Origin of the sequence: Parabacteroides sp. An277 (assembly GCF_002159645.1) — a bacterium.
Classification (GTDB): Bacteria; Bacteroidota; Bacteroidia; order Bacteroidales; family Tannerellaceae; genus Parabacteroides.
In genome coordinates this window covers 1-25178 of record NZ_NFJB01000032.1, presented here as the reverse complement: position 1 = coordinate 25178, position 25178 = coordinate 1, and the positions used below count along the sequence as shown (strand labels likewise).

26 protein-coding genes are annotated in these 25178 nt (G+C 48.4%); 13 read left to right on the top strand and 13 right to left on the bottom strand.

Features of this window, described 5'->3' with window-relative positions; translation table 11 throughout:
- Positions 1 to 3 precede the first annotated feature (3 nt).
- Positions 4 to 1455: a sulfatase-like hydrolase/transferase gene (locus B5F77_RS12210; RefSeq protein WP_087331141.1), complete on the top strand. Its 1452-nt coding sequence runs from the start codon at positions 4 to 6 to the stop codon at positions 1453 to 1455.
- A gap of 76 nt (positions 1456 to 1531) precedes the next feature.
- Here the strand turns inward: B5F77_RS12210 and B5F77_RS12205 are convergent, their stop codons facing one another.
- From B5F77_RS12205 to prmA, 8 genes are all read right to left on the bottom strand, one after another.
- Positions 1532 to 2236 carry a Crp/Fnr family transcriptional regulator gene (locus B5F77_RS12205; protein WP_087331139.1) on the bottom strand — a complete coding sequence of 235 codons (705 nt, stop codon included), beginning with the start codon at positions 2234 to 2236 and terminating at the stop codon, positions 1532 to 1534.
- 118 nt (positions 2237 to 2354) lie between these two features.
- Complete coding sequence (locus B5F77_RS12200) at positions 2355 to 3107, bottom strand: N-acetylmuramoyl-L-alanine amidase-like domain-containing protein (protein ID WP_162607995.1); 753 nt, start codon at positions 3105 to 3107, stop codon at positions 2355 to 2357.
- A 359-nt stretch (positions 3108 to 3466) separates the two neighbouring features.
- Positions 3467 to 5491: an excinuclease ABC subunit UvrB gene (gene uvrB, locus B5F77_RS12195; RefSeq protein ID WP_087331135.1), complete on the bottom strand. Its 2025-nt coding sequence runs from the start codon at positions 5489 to 5491 to the stop codon at positions 3467 to 3469.
- An 83-nt stretch (positions 5492 to 5574) separates the two neighbouring features.
- A complete protein-coding gene (gene gap, locus B5F77_RS12190) occupies positions 5575 to 6585 on the bottom strand; it encodes a type I glyceraldehyde-3-phosphate dehydrogenase (protein ID WP_087331133.1) in 1011 nt (336 codons plus the stop codon).
- A 159-nt stretch (positions 6586 to 6744) separates the two neighbouring features.
- Positions 6745 to 7149, bottom strand: a complete 405-nt coding sequence (locus tag B5F77_RS12185; protein WP_204244974.1) for a hypothetical protein — start codon at positions 7147 to 7149, stop codon at positions 6745 to 6747.
- Positions 7103 to 7510: a phage holin family protein gene (locus tag B5F77_RS12180; RefSeq protein WP_087331131.1), complete on the bottom strand. Its 408-nt coding sequence runs from the start codon at positions 7508 to 7510 to the stop codon at positions 7103 to 7105. Before B5F77_RS12180 ends, B5F77_RS12185 begins: the two co-directional genes overlap by 47 nt.
- On the bottom strand, positions 7510 to 7731 hold the full coding sequence (locus B5F77_RS12175; protein ID WP_087331130.1) for a YtxH domain-containing protein: 222 nt from the start codon (positions 7729 to 7731) through the stop codon (positions 7510 to 7512). The genes B5F77_RS12180 and B5F77_RS12175 overlap by 1 nt, the downstream gene beginning before the upstream one ends.
- Before the next feature lie 86 nt (positions 7732 to 7817).
- The gene (gene prmA, locus B5F77_RS12170; RefSeq protein ID WP_087331128.1) at positions 7818 to 8672 is read right to left on the bottom strand and encodes a 50S ribosomal protein L11 methyltransferase; all 855 of its coding nucleotides are present in this window, start codon (positions 8670 to 8672) and stop codon (positions 7818 to 7820) included.
- Between the two features lie 160 nt (positions 8673 to 8832).
- Between prmA and B5F77_RS12165 the strand changes: the two genes are divergently transcribed.
- The 9 genes from B5F77_RS12165 to B5F77_RS12125 all read left to right on the top strand — a co-directional run bounded on the left by B5F77_RS12165 (position 8833) and on the right by B5F77_RS12125 (position 16985).
- Positions 8833 to 9369 (top strand): flavodoxin family protein, encoded by a 537-nt coding sequence (locus tag B5F77_RS12165; protein WP_087331125.1) that lies wholly within the window; start codon positions 8833 to 8835, stop codon positions 9367 to 9369.
- A 231-nt stretch (positions 9370 to 9600) separates the two neighbouring features.
- Positions 9601 to 10059: a thioredoxin-dependent thiol peroxidase gene (bcp, locus tag B5F77_RS12160; protein ID WP_087331123.1), complete on the top strand. Its 459-nt coding sequence runs from the start codon at positions 9601 to 9603 to the stop codon at positions 10057 to 10059.
- Positions 10059 to 11102 carry a recombinase RecA gene (gene recA / locus B5F77_RS12155; protein ID WP_087331121.1) on the top strand — a complete coding sequence of 348 codons (1044 nt, stop codon included), beginning with the start codon at positions 10059 to 10061 and terminating at the stop codon, positions 11100 to 11102. Before bcp ends, recA begins: the two co-directional genes overlap by 1 nt.
- Positions 11103 to 11179: 77 nt before the next feature.
- Positions 11180 to 12133 (top strand): GNAT family N-acetyltransferase, encoded by a 954-nt coding sequence (locus B5F77_RS12150; protein WP_239446340.1) that lies wholly within the window; start codon positions 11180 to 11182, stop codon positions 12131 to 12133.
- Positions 12134 to 12152: 19 nt separating this feature from the next.
- Entirely contained in the window at positions 12153 to 13460 is a 1308-nt protein-coding gene (locus tag B5F77_RS12145; protein ID WP_087331119.1) for a polysaccharide deacetylase family protein, read from the top strand.
- Between the two features lie 10 nt (positions 13461 to 13470).
- On the top strand, positions 13471 to 13725 hold the full coding sequence (locus B5F77_RS12140) for a hypothetical protein (protein WP_087331117.1): 255 nt from the start codon (positions 13471 to 13473) through the stop codon (positions 13723 to 13725).
- A gap of 40 nt (positions 13726 to 13765) precedes the next feature.
- On the top strand, positions 13766 to 14854 hold the full coding sequence (gene wecB, locus B5F77_RS12135; RefSeq protein ID WP_087331116.1) for a UDP-N-acetylglucosamine 2-epimerase (non-hydrolyzing): 1089 nt from the start codon (positions 13766 to 13768) through the stop codon (positions 14852 to 14854).
- Positions 14851 to 16089 (top strand): glycosyltransferase, encoded by a 1239-nt coding sequence (locus B5F77_RS12130; protein WP_087331114.1) that lies wholly within the window; start codon positions 14851 to 14853, stop codon positions 16087 to 16089. Before wecB ends, B5F77_RS12130 begins: the two co-directional genes overlap by 4 nt.
- A gap of 5 nt (positions 16090 to 16094) precedes the next feature.
- Positions 16095 to 16985, top strand: a complete 891-nt coding sequence (locus B5F77_RS12125) for a glycosyltransferase family 2 protein (protein WP_087331112.1) — start codon at positions 16095 to 16097, stop codon at positions 16983 to 16985.
- Here B5F77_RS12125 and B5F77_RS12120 read toward each other — a convergent pair.
- The 5 genes from B5F77_RS12120 to B5F77_RS12100 form a co-directional block, all read right to left on the bottom strand.
- Positions 16946 to 17326, bottom strand: a complete 381-nt coding sequence (locus B5F77_RS12120) for a 2-amino-4-hydroxy-6-hydroxymethyldihydropteridine diphosphokinase (RefSeq protein ID WP_087331110.1) — start codon at positions 17324 to 17326, stop codon at positions 16946 to 16948. The two genes, B5F77_RS12125 and B5F77_RS12120, sit on opposite strands and share 40 nt — an antisense overlap.
- Positions 17327 to 18397: a chorismate synthase gene (aroC, locus tag B5F77_RS12115; RefSeq protein ID WP_087331108.1), complete on the bottom strand. Its 1071-nt coding sequence runs from the start codon at positions 18395 to 18397 to the stop codon at positions 17327 to 17329.
- Positions 18397 to 18978: an FKBP-type peptidyl-prolyl cis-trans isomerase gene (locus B5F77_RS12110; protein ID WP_087331106.1), complete on the bottom strand. Its 582-nt coding sequence runs from the start codon at positions 18976 to 18978 to the stop codon at positions 18397 to 18399. Before B5F77_RS12110 ends, aroC begins: the two co-directional genes overlap by 1 nt.
- A gap of 64 nt (positions 18979 to 19042) precedes the next feature.
- A complete protein-coding gene (locus tag B5F77_RS12105; protein ID WP_087331104.1) occupies positions 19043 to 20221 on the bottom strand; it encodes a PatB family C-S lyase in 1179 nt (392 codons plus the stop codon).
- Between the two features lie 24 nt (positions 20222 to 20245).
- A complete protein-coding gene (locus tag B5F77_RS12100; protein ID WP_140392875.1) occupies positions 20246 to 20572 on the bottom strand; it encodes a hypothetical protein in 327 nt (108 codons plus the stop codon).
- A gap of 154 nt (positions 20573 to 20726) precedes the next feature.
- On the opposite strand from B5F77_RS12100, the gene B5F77_RS12095 reads away from it, so the two are divergent.
- The 3 genes from B5F77_RS12095 to B5F77_RS12085 all read left to right on the top strand — a co-directional run bounded on the left by B5F77_RS12095 (position 20727) and on the right by B5F77_RS12085 (position 24952).
- The gene (locus tag B5F77_RS12095) at positions 20727 to 22901 is read left to right on the top strand and encodes a S9 family peptidase (protein ID WP_087331100.1); all 2175 of its coding nucleotides are present in this window, start codon (positions 20727 to 20729) and stop codon (positions 22899 to 22901) included.
- Positions 22901 to 23746 (top strand): lipoyl synthase, encoded by an 846-nt coding sequence (gene lipA, locus B5F77_RS12090; RefSeq protein ID WP_087331098.1) that lies wholly within the window; start codon positions 22901 to 22903, stop codon positions 23744 to 23746. Before B5F77_RS12095 ends, lipA begins: the two co-directional genes overlap by 1 nt.
- A gap of 66 nt (positions 23747 to 23812) precedes the next feature.
- A complete protein-coding gene (locus tag B5F77_RS12085) occupies positions 23813 to 24952 on the top strand; it encodes a hypothetical protein (RefSeq protein ID WP_087331096.1) in 1140 nt (379 codons plus the stop codon).
- The last annotated feature ends 226 nt before the right edge of the window (positions 24953 to 25178 follow it).

Here is a 25178-nt window from a genome sequence, read left to right as displayed (position 1 = left end):
GCCATGAGAAAGCAAAAGATACTTCAAGCCGCCGTCTGTTTATTCCCTTTGTTTGCCGGAGCGCAGACAACCCAAAAGCCCAATATCCTCCTTATCTTGGCCGACGATATGCGTGGAACGACTATTCATACTGCGGGAGTGGAGGATACCTATACTCCTTGCCTTGATGCGCTTGCTCAAGACGGTACGCTCTTTACGAATGCCCATATCATGGGAGGAACATCCGGCGCCGTCAGCATGCCCAGCCGAGCGATGCTAATGACCGGCAAATACCTGCATACCTTACAGCAAGAGGGCGCAGTCATCCCGCAGGAACAAAAGACCATAGGCGAGGCTTTGCAGGAAAACGGATACACCACCTTCCATATCGGGAAGTGGCATAACGATACGCAAGCTTTTAACCGATGCTTCAGTAATGCTAAGGCTGTCTACTTTGGAGGAATGTACGACCATTGGAATGTACCGTTGTTCGACTATCATGAAGACGGTGACTATTCCGCCTGTCGACCGATTGTGAAGGAATGGTCAAAGTCGAATAAGGTAGAATATCTTCCTGGTGAGTATGTCTATTCGGGCAAGCATTCGGTCGATATTTTCACCCATGAAGCTATCGAGTTTATACAGGCACATAAAGCGGAGGCTGCCCAACAACCCTTCTTCCTTTCCCTTGCTTATATGTCTCCGCACGACCCGCGGACTATGCCAGAGGAATACCGGGCACATTACCAGCTCGATAGCATCCAATTGCCGCCAAACTTCCTGCCGGAACATCCCTTTGACAATGGAGAGCTGAAGATACGCGACGAAATGTTGGCCGCCTTTCCCCGCACAAAAGAGGAAATTCGCCAGCACCTGTATGATTATTATGCAATGATCAGCCATGTCGACAAGCGGGTAGGAGAAATCGTTTCTGCACTCAAGGAGGCTGGTCTTTACGACAATACTATCATCATCTTTGCCGGAGACAATGGGCTGGCTGTAGGACAACACGGACTGATGGGCAAACAGAGTGTGTATGAACATAGCGTGCGAGTGCCTTTAATTATTAAGGAGGCAGGGAAAACACCTGCGACTTCACCTCGTCGGACTGATAAGCTCTGCTACCTAATCGATATATTACCGACTCTCTGCGAGTTGACGGAGACTCCGATACCCGATTCTGCCGACGGTCAGTCTCTCCTTCCCATATTGACGAAGGATGAATCCGTTCGGGATTACTTGTACTATGGATATCGCTTTTACCAGCGAGCTATTTCCGATGGTATTTGGAAGCTTATCGAGTATAATGTGGACGGGACACGTACTACACAACTGTTCAATCTCCAACAAGATCCTTACGAGATGTACAATTTGGCAGGCGAGGCTGCACAACGTAAACGGATCAAACAGCTTCGGCAACAGATGTCTCGCGAGTGCGAGACGACTCATGACCCTGTTGAACGATACTGGGAATAATTTGTATCTCCTGAATGAAGAACCCCAGAAACACAGCGAAGACTGCGTTTCTGGGGTTTCTTATTTCGATGAAACGTTACCCTAACCGACTGATTTGCTTGAGTCGTTCCTCGTTGATGATACTGATTTTCTTTCCGTCCATGGCGATTACATGCTCGTTGGCGAAGGTGGTCAGTGTGCGTATCGCGTTCGAGGTCGTCATGTTTGAGAGATTCGCCAAATCCTCGCGCGAGAGGTAAATACTTAGCGTAGCACCATCCGCTTCGAGACCGTAACTGTCCTTTAGGAAGAGAAGGGATTCGGCTAACCGTCCCCGGATATGCTTTTGTGTCAAGTTGATAGTCCGTTCATCGGAGATACCCAAGTCGGTGGAGAGTTGTCGGATGAAGAACATGGCCAAGTTCGGATTCCCATAGATGAGGTCTGTCACGATGTTTAGCGGAATCATACAGATGGTAGAGGGTTCAAAAGCCGACGCATTGGTCAGGTAGTTTTCGTGGGCGAAGAAGGCCCGGTATCCGAAATATTGGATAGGCTTGATCATCCGAATGATTTGTGTACGTCCGCCTATCCCGTCTTTATAGATTTTGACTTTCCCTTTGAGTAGGCACATCATGTCCTTCGGTTCATCCCCTTGATAATAAATGAGACCGTTCCGTTTGAACGTGCGGATGGTCGAGTTCTTACGAAGGATATCCCGTTCATTCTCATTTAAGACGCGCCAGACTTCAGCCAGGCTGGATGAGAAGTCAATTTCTTCTTTTCGTTGTTGCTTCACCACGGTTCTAAAAAAGTCACTTGTTGTATAACATATTTATGTGGCACAAAAATACGGTTTTTCTTCGATGGAATCAATACATAGAGACCTAAAAAGTTTGACAAAATGCACCTTTTTCTTGCTATGGACGATAAAAATGAGGGGTTGTACTTGTCTTGGGGCGAAGAATCCATATTCCGCGGCATTGTTTTTGATGCTTCAGGTAGTTTTGCAACGAACCGGGCTGAATGACTACTCGTCGAGCTGTCGAGGAGGCATGCAGAAAGGTTAGTTCGTCTGCATTTCGCCAATAAGCGATGCCGATGTGCGTGACATCGAGCCCTGGGATGCGCGTCACAAATGCGATGAGGTCTCCGTTTTGTATTGCTTGGGGGGTAAAATTCTCTTTGGGCAAATAGGCGGAGGGCGCCTGGCGTTCGGCACGTTGCTCGATGAGCCGGAGCGAATCTACCCACGTGGGGTGGGACTTCAAGGCTGGGTAAGCTGTTGGGTGTGTGGACATGAAGAAAAGTTGCGGATGGTAAGATTGGCTGTCCGCAAGACGGGAGGTCACGTCGGCTATCCGTCCTTTTTGTTGGTTCTCGTACACCCAATCAGACAGGTAATGAAGCCTGTCGAGGTAGGAAACGACTTCGCCCCGATAGCGAATTTGACGCAATGTCTCGACGAAACCGGCGAACGTGGGTGTGTTTTCGGCAGATTCCCAACTGAGGGCCAAAACCGTTTCCACGAATGTGGTGCAGTCGAAACGTTGCAAATCGACCACCACACCTTCCGGTTCCCGCTCTAGGGTGGCTGCCTGATAGGGCTTGTCTAACAAGAGTTTGGCGGTGCAGACAATCCGTTCTCCGTCTGCCGCTTCCACTGTGTGCATTGTGTGCAAATAGCGCATGCACAGGGCGGAATCTGTCGCCGTATAGTAAATTTCCTGCGCCGGGAGTTTCAGGATAGACAGGCTGAAAAGGAGCAGCAACTGGCAGCAGCGATACGCGGACCGGGCACAGGAGTGGGAGGCTCGCCGACATCCTGCAGCGTGCAGGAGCTTGGCGAACCCCCTCGCCGACGTCTTGCAGCGTGCAGGGGCTTGGCGAACTCCCTCGCCGACGTCCTGCAGCGTGCAGGAGCTTGGCGAACTCCCTCGCCGACGTCCTGCAGCGTGCAGGAGCCCGGCGAGCCCTCTCGCCACCTTCCTGCAGCGTGCAGGGACTCGGCGAGTTTGTATGCCGTCGTTTTTCATTCCTTTTTCGCTTCCAGCAGGGCTTCCAGTTTCACCAATTCGTCGCGGTATTGGGCCGCTTCGATAAATTCCAACTTTTTGGCTGCCTCCGTCATTAGCCGTCGTGTTTGCTCGATGGCCTTTTCCAATTGCGCGCGGTTCATATATTGCACGATAGGGTCGGCGGCGAGGCGAGGCGTCGGTTCCACGTAGGCATACGGTTCACCCTGCGTCGGCTGTTTTTCGCCCAAGATGGAGACGCTGTGCTTGACGACTTGCTTCGGCGTGATACCATGTTTCTCGTTGTAAGCCATTTGTTTCTCGCGTCGCCGGTTGGTCTCTTCGATGGTGAGCCGCATGCTTTCGGTGATGGTGTCTGCATAAAAGATGACCTTGCCATGGACATTACGAGCCGCGCGGCCGGCGGTCTGGGTCAGCGAACGGTGCGAGCGCAAGAATCCCTCCTTGTCCGCATCCAGAATAGCGACGAGCGAGACCTCCGGCAAGTCCAACCCTTCGCGTAACAGATTGACGCCAATGAGGACGTCGAACAGCCCCTTGCGCAGATCGTCCATGATTTGCACGCGTTCCAACGTGTCGACATCGCTATGGATATAGTTACAACGGACTCCCATGCGGGTCATGTAAGTCGTTAGTTCTTCAGCCATTCGTTTGGTAAGGGTCGTAACAAGGACACGTTCGTCGGCATCGGCCCGCTGGGCGATTTCTTCCATCAGATCGTCTATCTGGTTCAGGGTAGGCCGTACTTCGATGACAGGGTCTAACAGACCCGTCGGACGGATGACTTGGTCTACTACGATACCTTCGCTTTTTTGCAATTCATAATCAGCCGGTGTGGCACTGACGTAGATAGCGCAAGGCGTAAGCGATTCAAATTCTTCGAAAGTCAGTGGGCGGTTGTCCATGGCAGAAGGAAGGCGGAAACCGTAATCCACCAAGTTTTTTTTACGCGCATAATCTCCTCCATACATTGCACGGATTTGTGGAATCGTCACGTGGCTTTCATCCACTACTAAAAGGAAGTCTTTGGGGAAATAATCCAATAGACAAAAGGGTCGTTCACCAGCTGCTCGTCCATCGAAATAACGGGAATAATTCTCAATACCAGAACAGTGACCCAATTCACGAATCATTTCTAAGTCGTATGTGACGCGTTCATAAAGACGTTTCGCTTCATAGGGTTTACCTATTTCTTTTAAGAATTCCACTTGCTTACCTAAGTCTACATCAATTTGTCCAATCGCTTGATTGATGCGTTCTTGGGTAGTGACGAATAGGTTCGTGGGATAAATATTCAGCTTGTCTTGTTCATCTATCTCTTGCCCTGTGTTTGGGTCAAACGAAGAAATACGGTCGATTTCATCTCCCCAAAATTCAATTCGATACGCGACGCCATCAAATGTTTCTATCGCGGGGAAAATATCTACCGTGTCGCCATTTACCCGGAAACAACCGCTTGTGAAATCCATTTTATTATTGATATATAATGCCGCTACAAAACGACGAAGCAATTCATCTCGGTCTATGCGCATGCCTTGTTCCAAATGAACTACTTGTTCTGCAAAAGCACGCGGATCGGCCATGCCATAAAGGCATGAAACAGATGAAACCACAATCACGTCTCGACGTCCTGACAGTAATGAAGCGGTAGCTCGAAGCCTTAGTTTGTCAATTTCATCGTTGATAGCCAAGTCTTTTTCAATATAAGTATCTGTGGAAGGCAAATAGGCTTCTGGTTGATAGTAATCATAGTAAGAAACGAAATACTCTACGGCATTATTGGGGAAAAAAGCTTTGAATTCGCTGTAGAGTTGGGCCGCAAGTGTTTTGTTGTGGCTAAGTATAAGTGTTGGACGTTGGATTTCTTGAATCACGTTCGCAATAGTAAATGTCTTTCCAGAACCTGTAACGCCTAATAGCGTCTGGAAAGGCACGCCTGCGTTCAGTCCGTCGACAAGTGCGGCAATAGCTTCTGGTTGGTCTCCGGTTGGTTTAAATGGAGATGATAATTCAAAACGCATAGGTAGTGGGATAGAGATGAAAAAAGCCATACCTCGTGTGGAGGTACGGCTTTTTATGATTATGAATTAAATAGCTTCTTCAATTAGCAGTTTACAGATGCCATGTGAGCAATCAAATCCAATACTTTGTTAGAGTAACCGATTTCGTTATCGTACCAAGAAACAACCTTAACGAAAGTATCTGTCAAATAAACACCTGCATTTGCGTCGAAGATAGAAGTCAATGTGCAGCCTAAGAAGTCAGAAGAAACCACTGCATCTTCCGTGTAACCCAGTACACCCTTCAATTCGCCTTCAGCAGCTTCCTTCATGGCAGCGCAGATATCAGCTTTTGTAGCCGGCTTAGCCAAGTTAACTGTCAAGTCAACAACAGAAACATCCAAAGTCGGAACGCGCATAGAGATACCTGTCAATTTGCCGTTCAATTCCGGAATAACTTTACCTACGGCCTTAGCAGCACCTGTAGAAGACGGGATAATGTTGCCTGAAGCAGCACGACCACCACGCCAGTCTTTCATTGAAGGACCGTCAACAGTCTTCTGAGTAGCTGTTGTAGAGTGAACTGTAGTCATCAAACCGTTTACGATACCGAACTTGTCGTTCAACACTTTAGCGATAGGAGCCAAGCAGTTTGTCGTACAAGAAGCGTTAGAAACGAATTGAGTACCCTTTACATAAGTCTTTTCGTTCACACCGCAAACGAACATAGGAGTGTCATCCTTAGAAGGAGCTGACATTACAACATATTTAGCACCAGCTTGGATGTGAGCCTGAGCCTTTTCTTTCGTTAAGAACAGACCTGTAGATTCAACTACATATTCTGCACCAACTTCATTCCATTTCAAATCAGCAGGATTCTTCTCAGCTGTTACACGGATTTCTTTACCGTTTACAATCAGCTTGCTGTTTTCTACGTCAGCTTCGATTGTTCCGTCAAATGCACCGTGCATTGTATCATACTTCAACATGTAAGCCAAGTAATCAACCGGGCACAAGTCGTTAATACCTACAATCTGAATGTCGTTTCTCTTTTGAGCTGCACGGAATACGAAACGTCCGATACGACCAAAACCATTAATACCTACTTTAATCATTGTAATAAAACTTTTATGGGTTTATTAATATATTATTTTCTTTTTGTTTGGAATTCAACGAAAGTCTTTGTGTGAGTCCTTCGTTTTTTCCGACTGCAAATTTAGTTATGTTTTTTATTCCTGCGTTATAAACTAGTGAAAAAAGTATACCCGAAATCATTAATTATTCTTTAAATCCTTCGTATAGACTTTTTTCTTCTTAGAAGAGAACAATCCTATAATCTTTTTCTTTGCGGCGCGAATGCTCCAGCTGATGAGGATAGGTTGGATAATGTCCCACGCTACGGGAAGCAAGGATTTCCCTAAAGAGAAAATATCAGCGGTACTTAACGGAGAAGTACCTGTGGTATTATCTTTCTTAACAACTGGCTTTCCATCCGCTTTATTGGTTGGTTTAGTAGGAAACAATAATGATGACACGCCAGACAGAAACAAACTACCTGCATTCTCTTGTATATATGAAAATGTAGCATTGATTTTTTTTTCTTGTTCGTCGCAAGTTCTCTGGATACGTAGCTTATTTGCTTGCAATTTCTCCAGTGGTGTCATTTGTGTTTGTCCCATTTTTATTAGTGTTTTGTTTTTCTTCGTTGGCGGTCAATGTAGCAATGACGGCATTTACGATAGTTAGGCGGATACGTTCTTTATTGGTTATTACCAATATAATAATAACTAAATAAAGGAATGTTATCACCCCAAATCCTGCCGCTGCATTATCTAAGACTTCGCCGATAAAGAACCCCAATGCAAGAAAAATGAATAGAATTGCGAAGAAAGCCAGAAATAGCAAAATCAAACCGTAAGAGAGGAGCGCCACGATTTTGCCGCTCTTCTCATACGCGTTTAATTTCAACAGTTCCAGCTTGAGATCGATGAATGTGGAAATGTCTTTTCTTAGATTCTGGAAAATCTCGGAATCCTTCATTACTCAACGACTGTTTCTTCTACAGGTTTTGCTGCTTCTACTTTGCCTTCTTTGTATTTTGCCAAAGCAGTGTTGAAACCTTCTTTTACTTTGCCTACTACGTTGTTTAATTCATTCAGCAAATCTTCTCTTTTGTCTGTAGCAGCCAAGTATCCTACAGCTGCACCTACGGCTGCACCTACTACCAGGCCCAGCAGTAATTTTGAATCTACACTTTTCATAACCTTTTCTTTTTATTGTGTTTTTAATTAGTAACGTGCAAATATAAAGAATTGTTTAGACTAATCGATGAAATCTTGTTAAAATCTCAACATTTCTTTGTTTTTATAGCCGCCCAGTGTTCTTTTTCGGTATATGATTGGAATTCTAAGCCGTTTTTCCGACATTCTTCTGTGAGAACTGGAATGTCTTCCGTATAGAATCCGCTCATGAACAAATAGGCGTCTTTTTTCATGTTTGCGGCATAGTAGTGCATGTCGGCAAGTAAAATGTTGCGATTGATATTGGCAAATACAACGTCGAACTTCCCGAATTCAGCTATGCGTTCAGCTCCTCCGAGTGCGACTTCTATATCATCTGTATGATTGATGTGGATATTTTCTATCGCATTATGATAAGCCCACTCATCAATATCGATGGCTACGACACGTTGGGCATTTCGCATCTTGGCCAAGATAGCCAATACGGCCGTTCCGCATCCCATGTCCAACAATTCTTTTCCTGTTAAGTCGAGCTGGAGCATTTCTTGAATCATCAGGAATGTGGTGGCATGGTTTCCCGTTCCAAAAGCCATTTTGGGGTCAATAATTATATTATAAGTATATCCCTTTTCTGGTTCATGAAATGAAGCACGAATAATACATTCTTTTCCGATACGGATGGGTTTGAAGTAATTCTTTTCCCATTCTTCGTTCCAATCCTGGTCTTCGATGCGTTGGATTGTATAATGGAAGCGTATGCCTTCGATAGGAAACTGCTTTAGCTTTTCCTGTAAAGTGGCTTCTCGGTAATTGTTTTCAGGAATGTAAGCTTGTAATCCGTCAGCGTTTTCCTTGAAACTTTCAAATCCAATTTCACCTAGTTCCGAGGCTAAGACATCGCTTATGGTTTCTGTCTCAACTGATATATTATCGTAAGTGAATGTAACTTCGTAATAGTTCATTTCTTGTTTAATCTTTATTTGATAGGGCAAATATAGTAAAATATCTGAAAACCTCACCCTTTATCTTGCATATTTCCGATAAAATTGCGAATATTGTGTGTCTTTTCGGAAGTGGAATCCGAAATCGTTTATCTTAATTATCTAAAACCAATGCACATAAATGGATATATTAGTAATTACAGGAAGTCCTCATAAGAAAGGAACTTCAGCTTTATTAGCAGACAATTTTATATCAGGCGCGTTGGAAGCGGGTCATTCTGTTTTTCGGTTTGATACGATTTTCCATGTGACACAGCCCTGCTTGGGGTGTAATTATTGCCGGTCGCACCATCATGATTGTATTCAAGAAGATGATATGGAACTTATTTGGGATAAGCTTATAGCTGCTGATGTGGTGGCTTTGGTTACTCCTTTATATTATTATGGTATGTCGGCTCAACTGAAGAAGGTGGTTGATCGCTTTTATGCGGTGGAAGATTTATTGCAAATGAGGCGGAAAAAAGCTGTCCTTTTGGCCACTTGCGCGGATGTTTGCGTAGAGGCAATGGATGCTTTGGTGGCTCATTTCAAATCTATTTGCCATTATTTAAGATGGGATATAGCCGGACAAGTCCTTGCCTTTGGGGTTTCAGAACGAAAAGATATTGAAGCTTCCGAGTATGGCAAGTTGGCATGGAACTTAGCGGTGAGCCTTTAAAAAGCATTCTTGAAAAGAAAAGAATATGTAGATGAAAAAAACACATTTGTAAATCGACGAGGTTATAACTGTAATTGTCGGCGGTTATGCCTATAATTCTTGCGATTTACCGGTTTGTTTTTGAGGAAGAAAAGTCTGATGAAAAATATTTTCTTCAGGAAAAGATGAACCTAGATTTGGATTGTGTTGTTATTTTCCATAGATTTGTGAATATTTTTAGATTAAAAGATTATGGCTTTACAAATAGGAGACAAAGCTCCCGAAATATTAGGGATGGATCAAAATGGAAATGAGGTGAAATTGAGCGATTTTACTGGCAAGAAGTTGGCGCTTTATTTTTATCCTAAAGATAATACATCGGGTTGTACGGCAGAGGCGTGTAGTTTGCGCGATGGGTACGACGCATTGCAGGCGGCCGGATATGAAGTGCTGGGCGTAAGCAAAGATAGTGCGAAATCCCATCAAGGATTTATCGCTAAACAACAACTTCCGTTCAATTTAATAGCTGATACGGATACAACGTTGCAACAACAATTTGGTGTATGGGCTGAAAAGAAAATGTGCGGAAGAACTTACATGGGGACGTTGCGTACGACTTTCATTATTAATGAAAAGGGAACAATTGAACGCATCATTGGCCCGAAAGAAGTAAAAACAAAAGATCATGCAAACCAAATACTTAATAAGTAATGGCAAAAGAAGATAATTTATTTGAAGAACAGCCGGTTGAGAAAACAAGAACAACCGTGAATCCAGACAAGCTAAAAGCGCTTCGCGCGGCTATGGAGAAAATTGAAAAGAATTATGGTAAAGGGTCCATCATGAAACTGGGTGACGAGAACATCGAGAATATCGAGGTGATTCCGACCGGTTCGATTGGATTGGACGCTGCTTTGGGTGTTGGTGGTTATCCGAAAGGACGAATCATTGAAATCTATGGTCCGGAATCATCCGGTAAAACGACATTGGCTATTCATGCAATTGCTGAAGCTCAAAAGATGGGCGGTATTGCTGCTTTTGTCGATGCAGAGCATGCCTTTGACCGTTTCTATGCCGAGAAATTGGGCGTAGATGTAGAAAACCTTTGGATTTCACAACCAGACAATGGTGAGCAAGCTTTGGAAATTGCCGAGCAACTCATCCGTTCGTCGGCGGTTGATATCATTGTAATCGATTCGGTAGCAGCACTTACACCGAAGGCCGAGATTGAAGGGGATATGGGCGATAGCAAGATGGGGTTGCAGGCACGTTTGATGTCGCAAGCTTTGCGCAAGTTAACGGCTGCTATCAACAAGACGAACACGACGTGTATATTTATCAATCAGTTGCGTGATAAGATTGGCGTTATGTTTGGCAATCCGGAAACGACGACGGGAGGAAATGCACTGAAGTTTTATGCTTCGGTACGATTGGACATCCGTCGTATTGGCCAATTAAAAGACGGGGATGAGGTTAAAGGTAATCAGGTGCGCGTGAAAGTGGTGAAAAACAAAGTGGCACCTCCTTTCCGCAAAGCTGAGTTTGATATTATGTTTGGCGAAGGAATTTCTCGTACGGGTGAGATTATCGACTTAGGTACGGAATTGAATATCATCAAGAAGAGTGGTTCGTGGTATAGCTACAACGACTCAAAATTAGGTCAAGGCCGAGATGCGGCTAAGCAATGCATGGCCGATAATCCGGAATTGGCGGACGAAATCTCGAAGTTGATATTTGATGCTTTAAAAGGGTAAAATCGTTGAGCCGGGCGGCGTGGCGCATGTGTAGGGGGCTTTTCCGAAATGCGTGCGCCGTCTTTTTTTATTTAAGAATGATTTCGGATAAAGAGGCATATCGGGCGCTTTGCCAAACGGAAACATCGATTCCGCTCTTTTCGCGTGATTGGTGGCTGGACATTGTCTGTGGAAAAGATAACTGGGAAGTGATGCTTTGCTGGGAAAACGAGCGGATTGAAGCCGCGATGCCGCTTTATGTTCCTTGGCATGGAAAGGTAACGATGCCTTTTTATACGCAAACGATGGGTCCTTGGTTAGCTCCTGAAGCGGAAGATATGAAATATGCCACGTGTTTGGCTCGCCGACAAGCGTTATTGCAATCCTTCGTAGAACGTCTTTCTTCTTATACCTATTTTTATCAACATTTTTCTCCTCAAATTACAGATTGGCTTCCTTTTTATTGGGCTGGATTTATTCAAACAACGCGTTATACCTATTTATTACATTCTATATCGGAGACTGAACGGCTTTGGCAGGAGATGAGTCAATCTATTCGTCGACATATCCGTAAGGCGGAGAAGTTGGGAATAGAGGTACGGACGGATGTCTCGGCAGAGGAATTGCTGCGTATTCAGGCGCTTTCGTTCGGTCGTCAGGGATTAAAGGCGAAAGGTGGGGCTATTTTGAAACAATTGGTCGAAGAGGTACGGCGGCGCGGCGCGGGTGATATCTGGGGAGCTTATGACGCAGCCGGTCGGCTTCATGCGGCAGCATTGGTTGTTTGGCAATCGGCTTCGGCCTATTATTTGGCTGGAGGCGGCGACCCAGCCTGTCGTTCGTCTGGTGCGCACAGTTTGGTACTATGGAAAGCAATCCAAACAGCGGCTTGCCACACGGATTGTTTCGATTTCGAAGGTTCGATGCTTCCCGGCGTAGAGCGTTTTTTTCGCGAATTTGGTGCAAAACAGGTGCCTTATTTTGCAATAAAGAAAGGAAATTTGAGTTTATATAACAGAGCTTGCCTGAAATTAGGGCGTATTTTCCGTTAATCCATTAATTGATGTGAATATGAATCGTATCATTAACTACCTGTTGAGATTCTTGCTGGGCGTGGAAAGGGCGAGCGCCTATTGCGGGATGATTGGTTATACTTCTAATCCCAATTTCTTTAAGCGTTATAAACTGGTAATTATTCCTTCTCGTTTTTTTGATGCCGATATTTATGGGACTGCGGATTCCCTTCCGCGGTTGCCGTTAGTGGAGATCGAAGGCGTCCCTATTTTGTTTGGCTCGGCGCGTCAAGATGAAATGGAGGGGACGCGCATCGTGTATGCCGACATCATCGCCAGCGCTTATTTCCTGATGACGCGTTACGAAGAGATTCAGCATCGTGATATCCGCGACGAACATGGTCGTTTTCCTGGTCGCGAGTCGCTTCCTTTTAAAGCTGGGTTCATTCATAGGCCGGTAATCGAGGAATATGGTCAATTGCTTCGTCGTTGGTTACGCCAAGCTGGCGTGGAAATAGAAGAGCCCAAACCGATGTTCCGGAAGATTTGGTTGACGCACGACGTTGACGCGCCTTTTTTCTGTCGGAGCGTTCGGAATGTCTTGCGCGAAACTTTTCGGGGAGGCGGTTTCGTGCAGGCTTGCAAGTATTTTGCGGGGCCATTGCGGCGAGATCCTTATTATACTTTCCCCTGGATGCTGAAACAAGATCAGGCCGTGAAAGAGGTTTACAAAGATGGGCGCTGCGAGGTCGTTTATTTTCTGAAAGCGGGCGGGCATGGGAAATACGATCGGCCGCATTATTGGCTTCGCTCGCCCGACGTCCACGCGCTTCTCGAACTTTTAAAGTCGAAGCAGGTCTCGTTTGGGCTGCATACGAGTTATCATGCTGGCGAACAACCCTCGTTGATTGCTTCGGAGAAGGAAACATTGGATCATGTGTGGAATTTGGGGCCGGTTTCCATGAATCGTCACCACTACTTGAGCCTGCGCGAACCGGAAGATTTCGACAAGCTGATTCGTGCGGGAATCACGGACGACTTCACGATGGGTTATGCCGACGTGAGCGGATTCCGTCTCGGTACTTGCCGGCCTGTCAAATGGATCAACCCCATTACTCGTCAAATGACTTCACTCACGTTGCATCCGTTAGCGTTGATGGACAGCAGCTTGAGCGACCCGAAATACATGGGCCTGGATGCGCAGGAGGCGCTTTCGTACAGTCAGGCCCTACTGCATACGATTTATCTCCACGGTGGCGAAGCAGTTCTCTTATGGCACAATACGTCGTTCTCTTCTCTGGCGCCGCAGCGTTATCACCGTCAACTTTACATGGATTTGTTGGAAACGATATTAAGTAAAAAATAAGCGGTCTCTGATGAAAAGGTTGGGAAGTCGGAAAAAATTTTTTCGGCTCGCCGCAGCTTGTGGGAAGTCGGAAAAAAATTTTCCTGGCCGCCGCAGCCTGCGGGAAGCCGGAAAAAAATTTTCCTGGCCGCCGCAACCTGCGGGAGGTTGGAAAAAATTTTTCCTGGTCGCCGCAGCCTGCGGGAGGTTGGAAAAAATTTTTCTGGGTCGCCGCAACCTGCGGGAGGCTGGAAAAAATTTTTCCTGCTTGTCTGTAGTCGGGTAGGGGTCGAAAGAATTTCTATGAATTGCAATCGGATTTTGATATGAAGAAAATAATTACTATCGTTGGCGCGAGGCCGCAGTTCGTGAAAGCGGCGATGCTCAGTCGCGCCATCGCGGATTGGAACGAGCGGTGTGGCGAATCGTTTGAGGAGCGCGTCGTCCACACGGGGCAACATTATGACGCAAACATGAGCGCTGTTTTTTTTGAGGAAATGAAGATTCCGCATCCAACCTGGCGTTTGCATTGCGGCGGAAAGTCTCACGGGGCGATGACGGGCGAAATGCTCATACAAATCGAACGGATTCTTTCGGACGAACGTCCGGATTGGGTCCTGGTATATGGCGATACCAATTCGACGTTGGCAGGCGCGCTAGCGGCCAGCAAGCTTCATATTCCCGTCGTGCATGTGGAAGCGGGACTTCGCAGCTTCAACCGGGCGATGCCGGAGGAGCAGAACCGCCTCCTGACCGACCACCTCTCGACGGTGCTGGCTTGTCCTACGCTCGCCTCGGTGCAGAATTTGGCGCGCGAGAATATCCTCCAGGGCGTTCATTGGGTCGGCGACATCATGTATGACGCAGCCGTTTTCTTCGGCGAAAAGGCGCGAAATTCGTCGACGATTTTGCGGGATTTGAAACTGAAAAGCAAATCGTTTATCCTTTGTACCTTCCATCGCGAAGAAAATACGGACCATGCCGGACGGCTGACGGGTATCTGCGAAGCGCTGGAAGCTCTTGCGGATGATTTCCAGCCTGTCGTATTCCCCCTGCACCCGCGGACGCGCCGGGCACTTTCCGAATCGGGGTGGCTACCGAAACTGGAGGCTAATCCGGCTGTCGTACTGCTCGAGCCGCTGGGATTTTTGGATATGGCCTTGCTGGAGATGAAGGCAAGCCTGATACTGACCGACTCGGGCGGCGTGCAGAAAGAGGCTTATTTCCACCGGACGCCTTGTGTCACGCTGCGCGAGGAAACGGAATGGACGGAGACGGTGGCTTCGGGATGGAATCAGCTGGCCGGCACGGACCCGGCACGCATCCTGGCTTGTGCGCGAACGATGCCGCCCCTCCGGCCGATTAACGAATATGGCGACGGGCACGCGGCGCAGAAAATCCTACAACTCTTATGAAGCGGGTATTGATTGTGTGCGATTTGTTTCCGCCGGCATTCGGCCCGCGGATGGGGTATTTGTGCAAGTACCTGACGCAAATGGGATGGGAGCCGGTGGTCGTCACCGAACGCGTCCCCTCCGGCGGCTTCGAAATGCTGTCGCATACGTGCGAAGTGCATGCGGTAGATTTCTATCCGTCCGGACGATTGTGGCAGAAAAAGGCAATGTGGGCGGCAGTGCAACTGCTTTCGCTCTTTTTCGATTATAAAAATTGGAAGTTAAAACGGGTAGGAATGCAAATCGCCAGGGAGAAAAAGTTCGACCTCGTGCTCTGTAGCACCTATCGGACCTTTCCGCTCCGGGCGGCGGCTTCGATTGCCCGAAAGCAACAGATTCCGTTAGTAACAGACCTTCGCGACATCATCGAGCAGTATGCCGGAAGTGAATTCATTGCACATCGGATTCCGGGAATCCCGTGGTTCAAACCGCTGCTTGTCTCCTTTTTTCGGGAGAAGAATTTGCGCGAACGGAATGCTGTCGTGCGGCGGGCGGACGCGGTGACGACCGTTTCGCCTTGGCACGTAGCGGTTTTACAGCGATACAATCCGAATGTCCATCTCATCTATAATGGCTTCGACCCCGAGATTTTTTACCCTCAAAAAGTGCGGACGGAACAGTTTGTGATTACCTACACGGGCCGATTGCTGAGTTTGGCGATGCGCGACCCCTCGCTGCTTTTCGAAGGACTGCGCCAATTGCAAAAGGAAAACGTACTGACTCCGGCGAATTGCCGCGTAGATTGGTATGTGGACGACGCTTCGTGGAACCTCGTCCGGACCGAGGCGGCGCGTTGGGACGTGTCGCCTTTTATGTGCCGGCAAGATTATGTGCCGGCAGCGGAAATCCCTCGCGTCTTGAATCGTAGCTCCATCCTCTTGCTTCTGACCAATGAATCGACCGGGAAAGGACCGAAAGGCGTCATGACGACCAAGTTGTTTGAGTCGCTGGCCGTCCGCAAGCCTATCCTTTGCGTCCGCAACGATAAAGGCGTACTGGAACAGACGCTGCTGGAAACGGGAGCAGGATGCGCCGCGAGCGTCGTAAGCGAGGTATGCGTCTTCCTGAAAGCCCATTTTCAGACTTGGCAACAGACGGGATATACCGAAGCCGCCGTCCGCGACGATGCCTTAGTCCGTTTCTCCCGAAAAGAACAAGCCCAGCAGTTTATCCGATTGTTTGAATCTTTAGGTTAATCCGTATGATTTCCATTTTAATTCCTACCTACAACCAGCCTTGCCTCGAGCTTGTCGAAGAAATGCGGAGGCAAGCCGAAGCATTGTCCGCCCCGTATGAAATAATCGTAGCCGACGACGGTTCGACCGATACTGCCACGCTTCTCGCCAACCAGCAGATTGCGTCGCTTCCCCACTGCCGATGTCTGTCGCCCGGAAAGAATTTAGGTCCTGCCCGCATCCGTAATTTCTTGGCTGACGCTGCGCGGGAGCCTTACTTACTGTTTCTGGATGCCGATACGTTTCCTGTCCGAGACCATTTTTTAGTTGACTATGTCATAAAAGCCGCGGCAAACCGCGTGATTTGTGGCGGATTCCAATACGAGCGTACGACGCATCCAGCCATGTGTCCGCTGCGTTACCGCTATGGAATCCGGGTTGAAGAACGCAGCGCGGAGGCGCGAAATCGCTCGCCCTATTCGCAATTCATTAGCATGAGCTTTTTGATAGACCGCCGGCTTTTCGAGCGTGTTCGCTTCTCGGAAAGGATGCATTTCGGCTACGAAGACACCTATTGGGGCATGATGCTGGAGCGCGAGGGCGTCGAAATCCTCCACATCGATAATCCGGTTTGGCATCATACGCGCGACACGGCAGAAGGCTATTTGGACAAAATCCGGCGTTCGGTACGAAATTTGGCCGCGAACAGGGATTTGCTGCAGTCGCACGTCCGGCTGCTACGTTGGCAACAAAAAGTACACGCTCTCCGGCTGGAGGGCATGGTCGCTTTTCTTTTTACCTGTTTCCGGAAAAGGTTGGAAAGGAATTTGAAGGGCAAAACCCCTTCGCTACGGCTTTTTGCCTTTTATAAATTGGGTTATTTGTGTGTCGTATTAAGGGAGAGCAAGCCCGATTGAACGTAAGGCCTGCGGAAGTCTTCGGGTTTAAGAAGGGCATCATTCCATTGGAGCAAGTCGATATCCAACGAGATGATGCCCTTTTTTTTGTGCTCAGGCGTGCGGCCGAACTGTCGTTCTATTTGCTTGAATAAACCGGTCAGTTTGGAAGCCGAAAGCGGCGTGACCGCCTCCCCTAAGCGATTCAGAAAGAAATCGGCGCGCGGACAATCTACCGGACGCGTCCGCAAGACGGCCGACCAGCAGATACCCGGCAGCAGCTCTTCCAGCCGTTGGCAAGCCGCTGCCATGTTCCGCGCGGCGTCGTAGTTCGAGCCGATAGCAATCAGAATTCGATTCATTTATTTATACGCTTCTTGTTGCAGCCAATAATCCAGCATCACGAGGGAAGCCATCGATTCCACAATCGGGACTGCGCGCGGCAACACGCAAGGGTCATGCCGTCCGCGAGCCTTCAGGAGCGTGTCGTGGCCTTCGCGGTCCACCGTTTCTTGTTCCCGCAGGATGGTGGCAACCGATTTGAAGGCAACCCGGAAATAAATATCCTGCCCGTTCGAGATTCCGCCTTGGATACCACCCGAATGATTCGTGCGGACGTTGATTTTCCCCTGGTCGTTATAGAAAATATCGTTGCGTTCGCTCCCCCGGTAAAGCGCGGCGTCGAAACCGTCGCCATACTCGAAACCTTTCACGGCGTTAATCGAAAGCATGGCCGAACCCAATGCCGCATGCAACTTGCCAAAAACCGGTTCGCCCAAGCCTGCCGGAGCGCCGGTAATGACGCCGGTAATGACGCCACCGATGGTGTCGCCCTCGCTCTTTACCCGCAGGATGAGGGATTCCATTTCAGCCGCTTTCTGCCTATCCGGACAACGCACGGCGTTCGCCTCTATCTGGCTGTGGTCGTAATCCTTGTAGGAACCTTCCAAGCGGATATTCCCCACTTGCGACGTGTACGCGAAGATGTTTATCCCCTTGGCCGCTAAGATTTGTTTGGCGACAGCCCCAGCGACACAACGGGAAATCGTCTCGCGCGCGGAGGAACGTCCGCCGCCTCGTGGATCGCGTAGCCCATACTTGGCTTCATACGTAAAATCCGCGTGCGAGGGCCGATACACTTTCGCGATATCGTCATAATCTGCGGAATGCTGGTTGCGGTTCCAGACAATGAAGCCGATGGGCGTCCCCGTTGTCTTCCCCTGATAGAGGCCGGAAAGGAATTGCACCTCATCGTCTTCTTTTCGGGGAGTCGTGAGGCGCGACTGACCAGGTTTCCGCCGGCTGAGTTCACGTTGAATCGCTTCCAAATCGAGTGCGAAGCCCGGCGGGCAACCGTCGATAACGCCACCGATGCCCGGGCCGTGTGATTCGCCAAAAGAGGTGAGCCGAAACAGTGTGCCGAATGTATTCATCAATGACATCCTCCGCAACCGCATCCGCCATCATTCCCGGCATGGTCCGCGCAACCGCCGCCGCAACTATCGCATCCGCAACCACATCCGCCGGCTGGCGCAGTTAACGCAGCGATTTCCTCGGCAGAAGGATCGTGGACGTCTATCACCTCACCGATGAAATGCAAAGTTTCGCCTGCCAAAGGATGATTAAAGTCCATGACGATAGCCTCGTTTTTTACTTCCAGGACCGAGCCGTTTACATGCTGTCCGTCGGCTGTCATCATTGGGAGCGTATTCCCCTCCTTGACCATTTCGCTGTCGAACTTCCCGTCGATTTCGAAGATATGTTTAGGCAGTTCCAACACATTCTCTTCTTTGTATTCGCCGTAGGCATTTTCCGGCGCGATTGAAAAGTCAAATTTATCACCTGTTTCCAGTCCCAACAGGGCGTTTTCGAAGGCGGGAATCATCATGCCCGTTCCGTAGATGAATTTCAAAGGTACTTCACGCGTTGCCTTTTCCATCAACTCTTGTTCTTCTCCTTCGCCTACGATTAGGTCGTAAATGACCGCCACGAATTTGTTCGCTGTAATTTTCATCTTGTTTCTATGCTAAAAAATTAAAACTTAAACACTCAAATCATTGTGCCGCAAAGGTACGATATTATTTCTGATTAAAAACTTTTTCGAGAGCTGACATCGCTTTTTCGAGCGTCGAACGCGGGCAACCCACGTTCAGCCGCATGTGTCCTTCGCCGCCGGGGCCAAACATGCTTCCGTCGTTGAGTGCCAAGCCCGCCCGGTCGGTGAACAGCTTCACCAATTCTTCCTGGGGGAGGTTTAAATCCCGGCAATCCAGCCAGACGAGGAACGAGGCTTCGGGCAGATAGGCTTTTATCTGCGGGATATGTTGCTGCAGATAGGTATTTACGTAGCGCACGTTATCCATTACATAGGCTCTCATTTGCTGCAACCATTCCGCGCCCTGCGTATAGGCTGCTGTGGTTGCTTCGTATGCAAAAATGGTTCCGGCGTTGAACTCGCCAGCTTCGAGGAAACGGAAGAATGTAGTGCGCAGTTTGTCGTCTGGCACGATAGCATACGAACTGACGATGCCTGCGATGTTGAACGTCTTGCTCGGCGCCATGAAAGAGATGCTGCTCCGCGCCGCCTCGTCTGAAACCGAAGCAAATGGATAGTGACGGAAGGGCGGATAAGTCAGTTCGGCATGAATCTCATCGGAAAGCACCAAGATATGATGCTTTGCGCAAATGGAAGCCAACCGCGCTAATGTCTCTCGGCTCCATACTACGCCACCTGGATTGTGCGGGTTTGAAAGTATCAGTATCTTGCACCGCGGGTCGATGATTTCTTCTAATTGCGCGAAGTCCATTTCGTATCGTCCGTTTATCAGTTTCAAAGGATTGTACACCACTTCGCGTTCCATCGCTTCGGGCACCAAGCGGAAGGGATGATAGACAGGAGGCTGGATAATCACGCGGTCGCCCGGTCGCGTAAAGCATTGCAGAGCAAAGGCAATTCCTTTCACAATACCTGGGATGTACGTCAACCATGCCCGCTCGGCTTTCCATTCATATTTGTATTCCAGCCACGAAAGAATGCTTTCATAGTAGGCGTCGTTCGCAAAGGTGTATCCGAAAATCGGATGCTCGCATCGCCGTTTGAGGGCCTCTACGATGAAATCCGGGGTCGCAAAATCCATATCTGCCACCCAAAGCGGTATCAATCCCTGTTTTCCGCCGAACGCTTCTGCCATCCCGTCGTATTTCACGCAATCCGTTCCGCGGCGTTCGATTATTTCGTCAAAATTGTATTGTTTCATATCGTCCAATTCCTGTTTTTGCCGTCAAAAGTACGACAATTTTGGGAAACTTCTACTTCCTATGCGTTGCAAAGTGCTTGCGGGTTGAGAAATGGAAGGGTGAACGCCGTGGAAAATGGGATTGCGTGGACGCAATCCCATTTTCCACGCGATTGGAAGCCCATTGTGCGGACGCAATTCCATTTTCCACGTGATTGGAAGCCCGTTGTGTGGACGCAATTCCATTTTCCACGCGATTGGAAGCCCATTGTGCGGACGCAATTCCATTTTCCACGCGATTGGAAGCCCATTGTGTGGACGCAATTCCATTTCCAACGCGATTGGAAGCCCATTGTGTGTACGCAATGCCATTTCCCACGTTTTTCAAATCCCAAAAGGGAGAAAAGCGGGCGGTTGGCTGGCGGAAGAACGGGGTTTTGCCCGCAATTCTTCCCTCTTCATCCTTTATTCTTCAGTAAAAAGATGTATTTTTGCCCCCAGAAAAACGATAAATATTCAAAGAAACATGAGAAAAAAGATAGGAATGGTGATGGCGCTGGCAGTTTGTGCGGCTGGCGCATGGAGCCAGAACGGGACGAAACCTGTGGAACTGAAGGATATTACAGACGGCGTGTACCGCCAAGTGACGAACGTGGGTGAGATGCGCTCGCTGCCCGACGGCGAACATTATACGGCGATGAACCCGCAGCGGACGATGATTGTGAAGTATGCTTACCGTACGGGGACGCCCGTCGATACGCTGTTTAATGTGGAGACGGCGCGCGAATGCGGATTTAACTCGTTCGACAATTACGACATCAGCAGCACGGGGCATCATATCTTGATTTACTGCGATGTGGAACCGATATACCGTCGTTCGACGAAGGCTACGGTGTATGATTACGATGTACGTCGCAACTACGTGAAGCCGCTGAGCGACTCGAAAACGAAGCAGATGATTCCGACCTTCTCGCCCGACGGGCGGATGTGTGCCTACGTGGCCAACAATAATATCTGGATACGCAAGTTCGATTACGATACGGAAATTCAAATCACGAAAGACGGCGAGCTGAACAAGGTGCTGAACGGCGTGACGGACTGGGTGTATGAAGAGGAGTTTTCGGTGACGAACCTCATGGCTTGGTCGCCCGACAGCGAAATTCTCGCCTTTGTCCGCTCCGACGAATCTGAAGTGCCGGAATTTTCGATGCAAATGTATGGCGATGGGACCTATCCTTCCTATTATAAATATAAATACCCGAATGCGGGCGAACGGAACTCGACCGTCTCGGTGATGGCTTACAATCTCTCGTCGAAAGACACGAAGAAGCTTGACGTGCCGATGGACGCCGATGGCTATGTGCCGCGCATCACTTTCACGACCGACCCGTCGCAACTCGCTGTGATGACGCTCAACCGGCAGCAGAACCGGATGAACATGTATTACGTGAATCCGAAGAGCGGTGTTTCCAAATTGATTTTGAAGGATGAAAACAAATGCTACGTGGACTCGGAATGGCTCTCGTCTATCCGCTTCTATAAGAGTGGCTTTACCTATGTGAGCGAGCAGGATGGTTATTCGCACGTCTATCTCTATTCGCCGACGGGCGTCTTGCTTCGTCAAGTGACGAAAGGAAATTGGGACGTGACGCGCCTCTTGGGTTACGACGAAGCGACGAAGACGACCTATTATGAATCGGCCGAGGAAAGCCCGATGCGCCGCTCGGTCTATAAAATCGACGCGAAAGGCAACAAGACGAAACTCTCTACGAAGGAAGGTACCAATAGTGCCACCTTCAGCGCCAACTTCGCTTATTACGTGAACCGCTATTCCGCCGCGAATACGCCGATGCAGATTACGGTAAACGAAACGAAGAAGAACCGCGTCCTCCGTACTTTGCAAGATAATGCCGCGCTCACGAAGAAGCTCTCTGCCTTGTCTTATTCTCCGAAAGAGTTCTTTACCGTCACGACGGCTTCCGGCTACGAACTCAATGCTTGGATGATCAAGCCGAAGAACTTCGACGCGAATAAGAAATATCCTGTCATGATGACGCAATACAGCGGACCGAACTCGCAACAGGTGCTCGATTCGTTTGGCTTCGGCTGGGAATATTATTTGGCCGAGAAGGGCATCTTGGTGGTCTGCGTGGATGGACGCGGTACGGGTGCCCGGGGCGAAGCTTTCCGTAAATGTACTTACATGAAGATGGGATTGCTTGAATCGCAAGACCAAGTGGAAGCGGCGCAGGTATTGGGCAAACTGCCTTACGTGGATAAGGACCGCATGGCAATTTGGGGTTGGAGCTTCGGTGGCTATAATACATTGATGGCATTGACCGTAGGCAAAGGCACGTTTAAAGTCGGAATTGCCGTCGCGCCTCCGACCGATTGGCGTTATTACGACACCGTCTATACCGAACGCTTCATGCGCACGCCGAAAGAGAACGCACAAGGATATGCCGAGACATCGCCGCTTCTCCGTGCTAAAGAGATGCAAGGCAAACTACTTTTGATTCATGGCTCGGCCGATGATAACGTGCATTTCCTCCAGAGCTTGCAATACGCTGAAGCCCTCGTGCAGGCCAACAAACAGTTCGACATGCACCTGTATAAAGACCGCAACCACGGGATTTATGGCGGCAATACAACGTTCCATCTCTATACCAAAATGTCTAATTATTTGTTCGAGAATCTCTGATGGCAGTACATATAAAGAAGCCGGATTGGTTGAAGATCCGGCTTCGTGGAAATGAACATTTCACGGAAACGAAGCGCATCGTCGAATCTCACTGCTTGCATACGATTTGTACCAGCGGACGATGCCCGAACATGGGCGAATGCTGGAGTCGAGGGACGGCCACTTTCATGATTGGCGGCGACATCTGCACCCGTTCGTGTCGCTTCTGCAATACGTTGACGGGGAAACCGCTTCCGTTGAATCCCAAAGAACCGGAAGAGGTGGCGGAAAGCATACGCCTGATGGGACTAAAGCACGCCGTCGTTACGTCTGTCGACCGCGATGATTTGCCGGATTTAGGGGCATCACATTGGGCAGCGACTATTCGAGCCATCAAGCGTATCAATCCTGCCACGACGCTCGAAGTATTGATTCCTGATTTCCAAGGACGCTTGGAATGGGTCGATGAGGTGATTGAAGCCGCGCCGGAAATTATCTCGCATAATATGGAGACCGTGCGCCGCATCAGCCCTGAAGTGCGCAGCGCGGCGAAATATGAGACGAGTCTGGCAGTCCTTCAGCATATTGCCCAGCGAGGCATAACGGCCAAGACGGGCATCATGGTCGGATTGGGCGAGACGGAGGCGGAAGTGTATGAACTGATGGATGACGTGCTGGCCGTGGGCGTCTCAGTGCTGACCATCGGGCAATATCTTCAGCCCTCGCGGAAGAATATACCCGTCGCGGCCTATATTCATCCTGACCAGTTCGAAATCTATCGCTTGAAGGGATTGGAGAAGGGTTTCAAACACGTGGAAAGCGCGCCCCTTGTTCGTTCTTCTTATCATGCCGAAAAGCATGTTTAGAAAAAAAACTCACAACCTTTCTTGATGTATATTTGTTTTATTATCGAAAATTAATTACGCAAAACAATGAACCGGGTCAAGAAAGGTTGGGAGAATCAAGCCATCGGCCTTATGCCGTGGTTGCTGTTTTTGTTTCTGGATAATTATTTATCCTACCTGACAGCTTTTGTGGTGGCGGTCGTAGTCTGCATTGGCGGTATGTTCTTTTTTCATCTGCGTCGGAAAGACAATATGTACGCATTTATGCTGATGCCTTCGTTGCTGACGTTTTTGCTGTATTCCATCTGTTTGGTATTTTTGCCCATTCAACCGGTCTTACAAGTCAATACGCCGTTGATAGCAGAGATTTTGTTGGTGATTGTGCTCATTTTCTTTCATGCTACGCAAAAGGGTTTTCTTCATCATATTCGGAGTAGCAAGATGCCAGCTTCGCGGCGCACTTATATTTTGACGACGCTCAACGAGTTTTATTTCGTGGCGCAACTCTTTCAGAATCTCTATACGCTCCATTTATTCATGGTTATATTTTATACCATTTTGCCAGAGAACGTGCAAGATGTGCGCTGGACTCGTTTCCTCTATCGCGATAGCGGCATCATTATCGGCTTGCTGGTCATGGTGTACGAGCAAATCCGCTTAAGGTTACTCCAAGGACGATTGAGGAAAGAGATGTGGTTGCCGGTCTTGAATGACCAAGGAAACGTCATTGGTTGTATCGCTTATTCCGTCAGCCGGCTCTTGCCGAAGAAATATTACCATCCGGTGGTTCGTGTCGTTTTGCTTTATAAAGGCATGCTTTACCTGGTGCCGCGCCATCCGCACGCCTGGGTTTCCGCCTCGTTATTGGATTATCCTTTCCAACGCTACGTGTTGTTTCGCCAAACTATCGCTGCCACAGTACGCCAGGCGCTCGTCAAACTGAAAGACTGCCTGCCGAATGTAACGCCGCGATTGCTGGTACGCTATACGTTCGAGAACGAGCAAGTGAAGCAGCAAGTCTCCCTTTTTGTCATTAACCTGCGCGAAGAAGTTCAATTGGAGCTGTGCAAGACGGAAAACGGAAAACTCTGGTCTGTCCGCCAGATTGAAGAAAATCTCGGCGCTGGCATCTTCTCTGAGTATTTTGAGAAGGAATATGCCTATCTGAAAAATACCATTTTGCTGGCCGAACGCCTCATACCATCCCAATCGACGTCAATATCGTAGTCAATGTCTGAATCAAAACCTTCCAAATTTCCTTCTTCTTTTCATGTCGTTCAATTAAAAATTAAAAGTTAAAAAGTAAAAATGAGCACGAAATGGCACACAGATTATACAGATTAGACAGATTTTCACAGATTTATTTCTTAAATTTAACCTATTAACCGCGTAGCCTAAAATAAAAATCGGTGGTCATCTGTTGAATCGGTGTCATCCTTTAGATTTGCGCAAA

Excerpts from the sequence above, each read along its gene's own strand:
- B5F77_RS12100 (WP_140392875.1), bottom strand. The coding sequence starts at position 20,572 with ATGGCATTGCGTACACACAATGGGCTTCCAATCGCGTTGGAAATGGAA.
- recA (WP_087331121.1), top strand. The coding sequence starts at position 10,059 with ATGGCAAAAGAAGATAATTTATTTGAAGAACAGCCGGTTGAGAAAACA.
- B5F77_RS12200 (WP_162607995.1), bottom strand. The coding sequence starts at position 3,107 with ATGCACACAGTGGAAGCGGCAGACGGAGAACGGATTGTCTGCACCGCC.
- B5F77_RS12145 (WP_087331119.1), top strand. The coding sequence starts at position 12,153 with ATGAATCGTATCATTAACTACCTGTTGAGATTCTTGCTGGGCGTGGAA.
- B5F77_RS12105 (WP_087331104.1), bottom strand. The coding sequence starts at position 20,221 with ATGAAACAATACAATTTTGACGAAATAATCGAACGCCGCGGAACGGAT.
- B5F77_RS12165 (WP_087331125.1), top strand. The coding sequence starts at position 8,833 with ATGGATATATTAGTAATTACAGGAAGTCCTCATAAGAAAGGAACTTCA.
- prmA (WP_087331128.1), bottom strand. The coding sequence starts at position 8,672 with ATGAACTATTACGAAGTTACATTCACTTACGATAATATATCAGTTGAG.
- B5F77_RS12185 (WP_204244974.1), bottom strand. The coding sequence starts at position 7,149 with ATGGGACAAACACAAATGACACCACTGGAGAAATTGCAAGCAAATAAG.
- lipA (WP_087331098.1), top strand. The coding sequence starts at position 22,901 with ATGGCAGTACATATAAAGAAGCCGGATTGGTTGAAGATCCGGCTTCGT.
- B5F77_RS12085 (WP_087331096.1), top strand. The coding sequence starts at position 23,813 with ATGAACCGGGTCAAGAAAGGTTGGGAGAATCAAGCCATCGGCCTTATG.
- B5F77_RS12140 (WP_087331117.1), top strand. The coding sequence starts at position 13,471 with ATGAAAAGGTTGGGAAGTCGGAAAAAATTTTTTCGGCTCGCCGCAGCT.
- bcp (WP_087331123.1), top strand. The coding sequence starts at position 9,601 with ATGGCTTTACAAATAGGAGACAAAGCTCCCGAAATATTAGGGATGGAT.
- uvrB (WP_087331135.1), bottom strand. The coding sequence starts at position 5,491 with ATGCGTTTTGAATTATCATCTCCATTTAAACCAACCGGAGACCAACCA.
- B5F77_RS12210 (WP_087331141.1), top strand. The coding sequence starts at position 4 with ATGAGAAAGCAAAAGATACTTCAAGCCGCCGTCTGTTTATTCCCTTTG.
- gap (WP_087331133.1), bottom strand. The coding sequence starts at position 6,585 with ATGATTAAAGTAGGTATTAATGGTTTTGGTCGTATCGGACGTTTCGTA.
- B5F77_RS12180 (WP_087331131.1), bottom strand. The coding sequence starts at position 7,510 with ATGAAGGATTCCGAGATTTTCCAGAATCTAAGAAAAGACATTTCCACA.
- B5F77_RS12130 (WP_087331114.1), top strand. The coding sequence starts at position 14,851 with ATGAAGCGGGTATTGATTGTGTGCGATTTGTTTCCGCCGGCATTCGGC.
- B5F77_RS12110 (WP_087331106.1), bottom strand. The coding sequence starts at position 18,978 with ATGAAAATTACAGCGAACAAATTCGTGGCGGTCATTTACGACCTAATC.
- B5F77_RS12120 (WP_087331110.1), bottom strand. The coding sequence starts at position 17,326 with ATGAATCGAATTCTGATTGCTATCGGCTCGAACTACGACGCCGCGCGG.
- aroC (WP_087331108.1), bottom strand. The coding sequence starts at position 18,397 with ATGAATACATTCGGCACACTGTTTCGGCTCACCTCTTTTGGCGAATCA.
- wecB (WP_087331116.1), top strand. The coding sequence starts at position 13,766 with ATGAAGAAAATAATTACTATCGTTGGCGCGAGGCCGCAGTTCGTGAAA.
- B5F77_RS12175 (WP_087331130.1), bottom strand. The coding sequence starts at position 7,731 with ATGAAAAGTGTAGATTCAAAATTACTGCTGGGCCTGGTAGTAGGTGCA.
- B5F77_RS12095 (WP_087331100.1), top strand. The coding sequence starts at position 20,727 with ATGAGAAAAAAGATAGGAATGGTGATGGCGCTGGCAGTTTGTGCGGCT.
- B5F77_RS12150 (WP_239446340.1), top strand. The coding sequence starts at position 11,180 with ATGATTTCGGATAAAGAGGCATATCGGGCGCTTTGCCAAACGGAAACA.
- B5F77_RS12125 (WP_087331112.1), top strand. The coding sequence starts at position 16,095 with ATGATTTCCATTTTAATTCCTACCTACAACCAGCCTTGCCTCGAGCTT.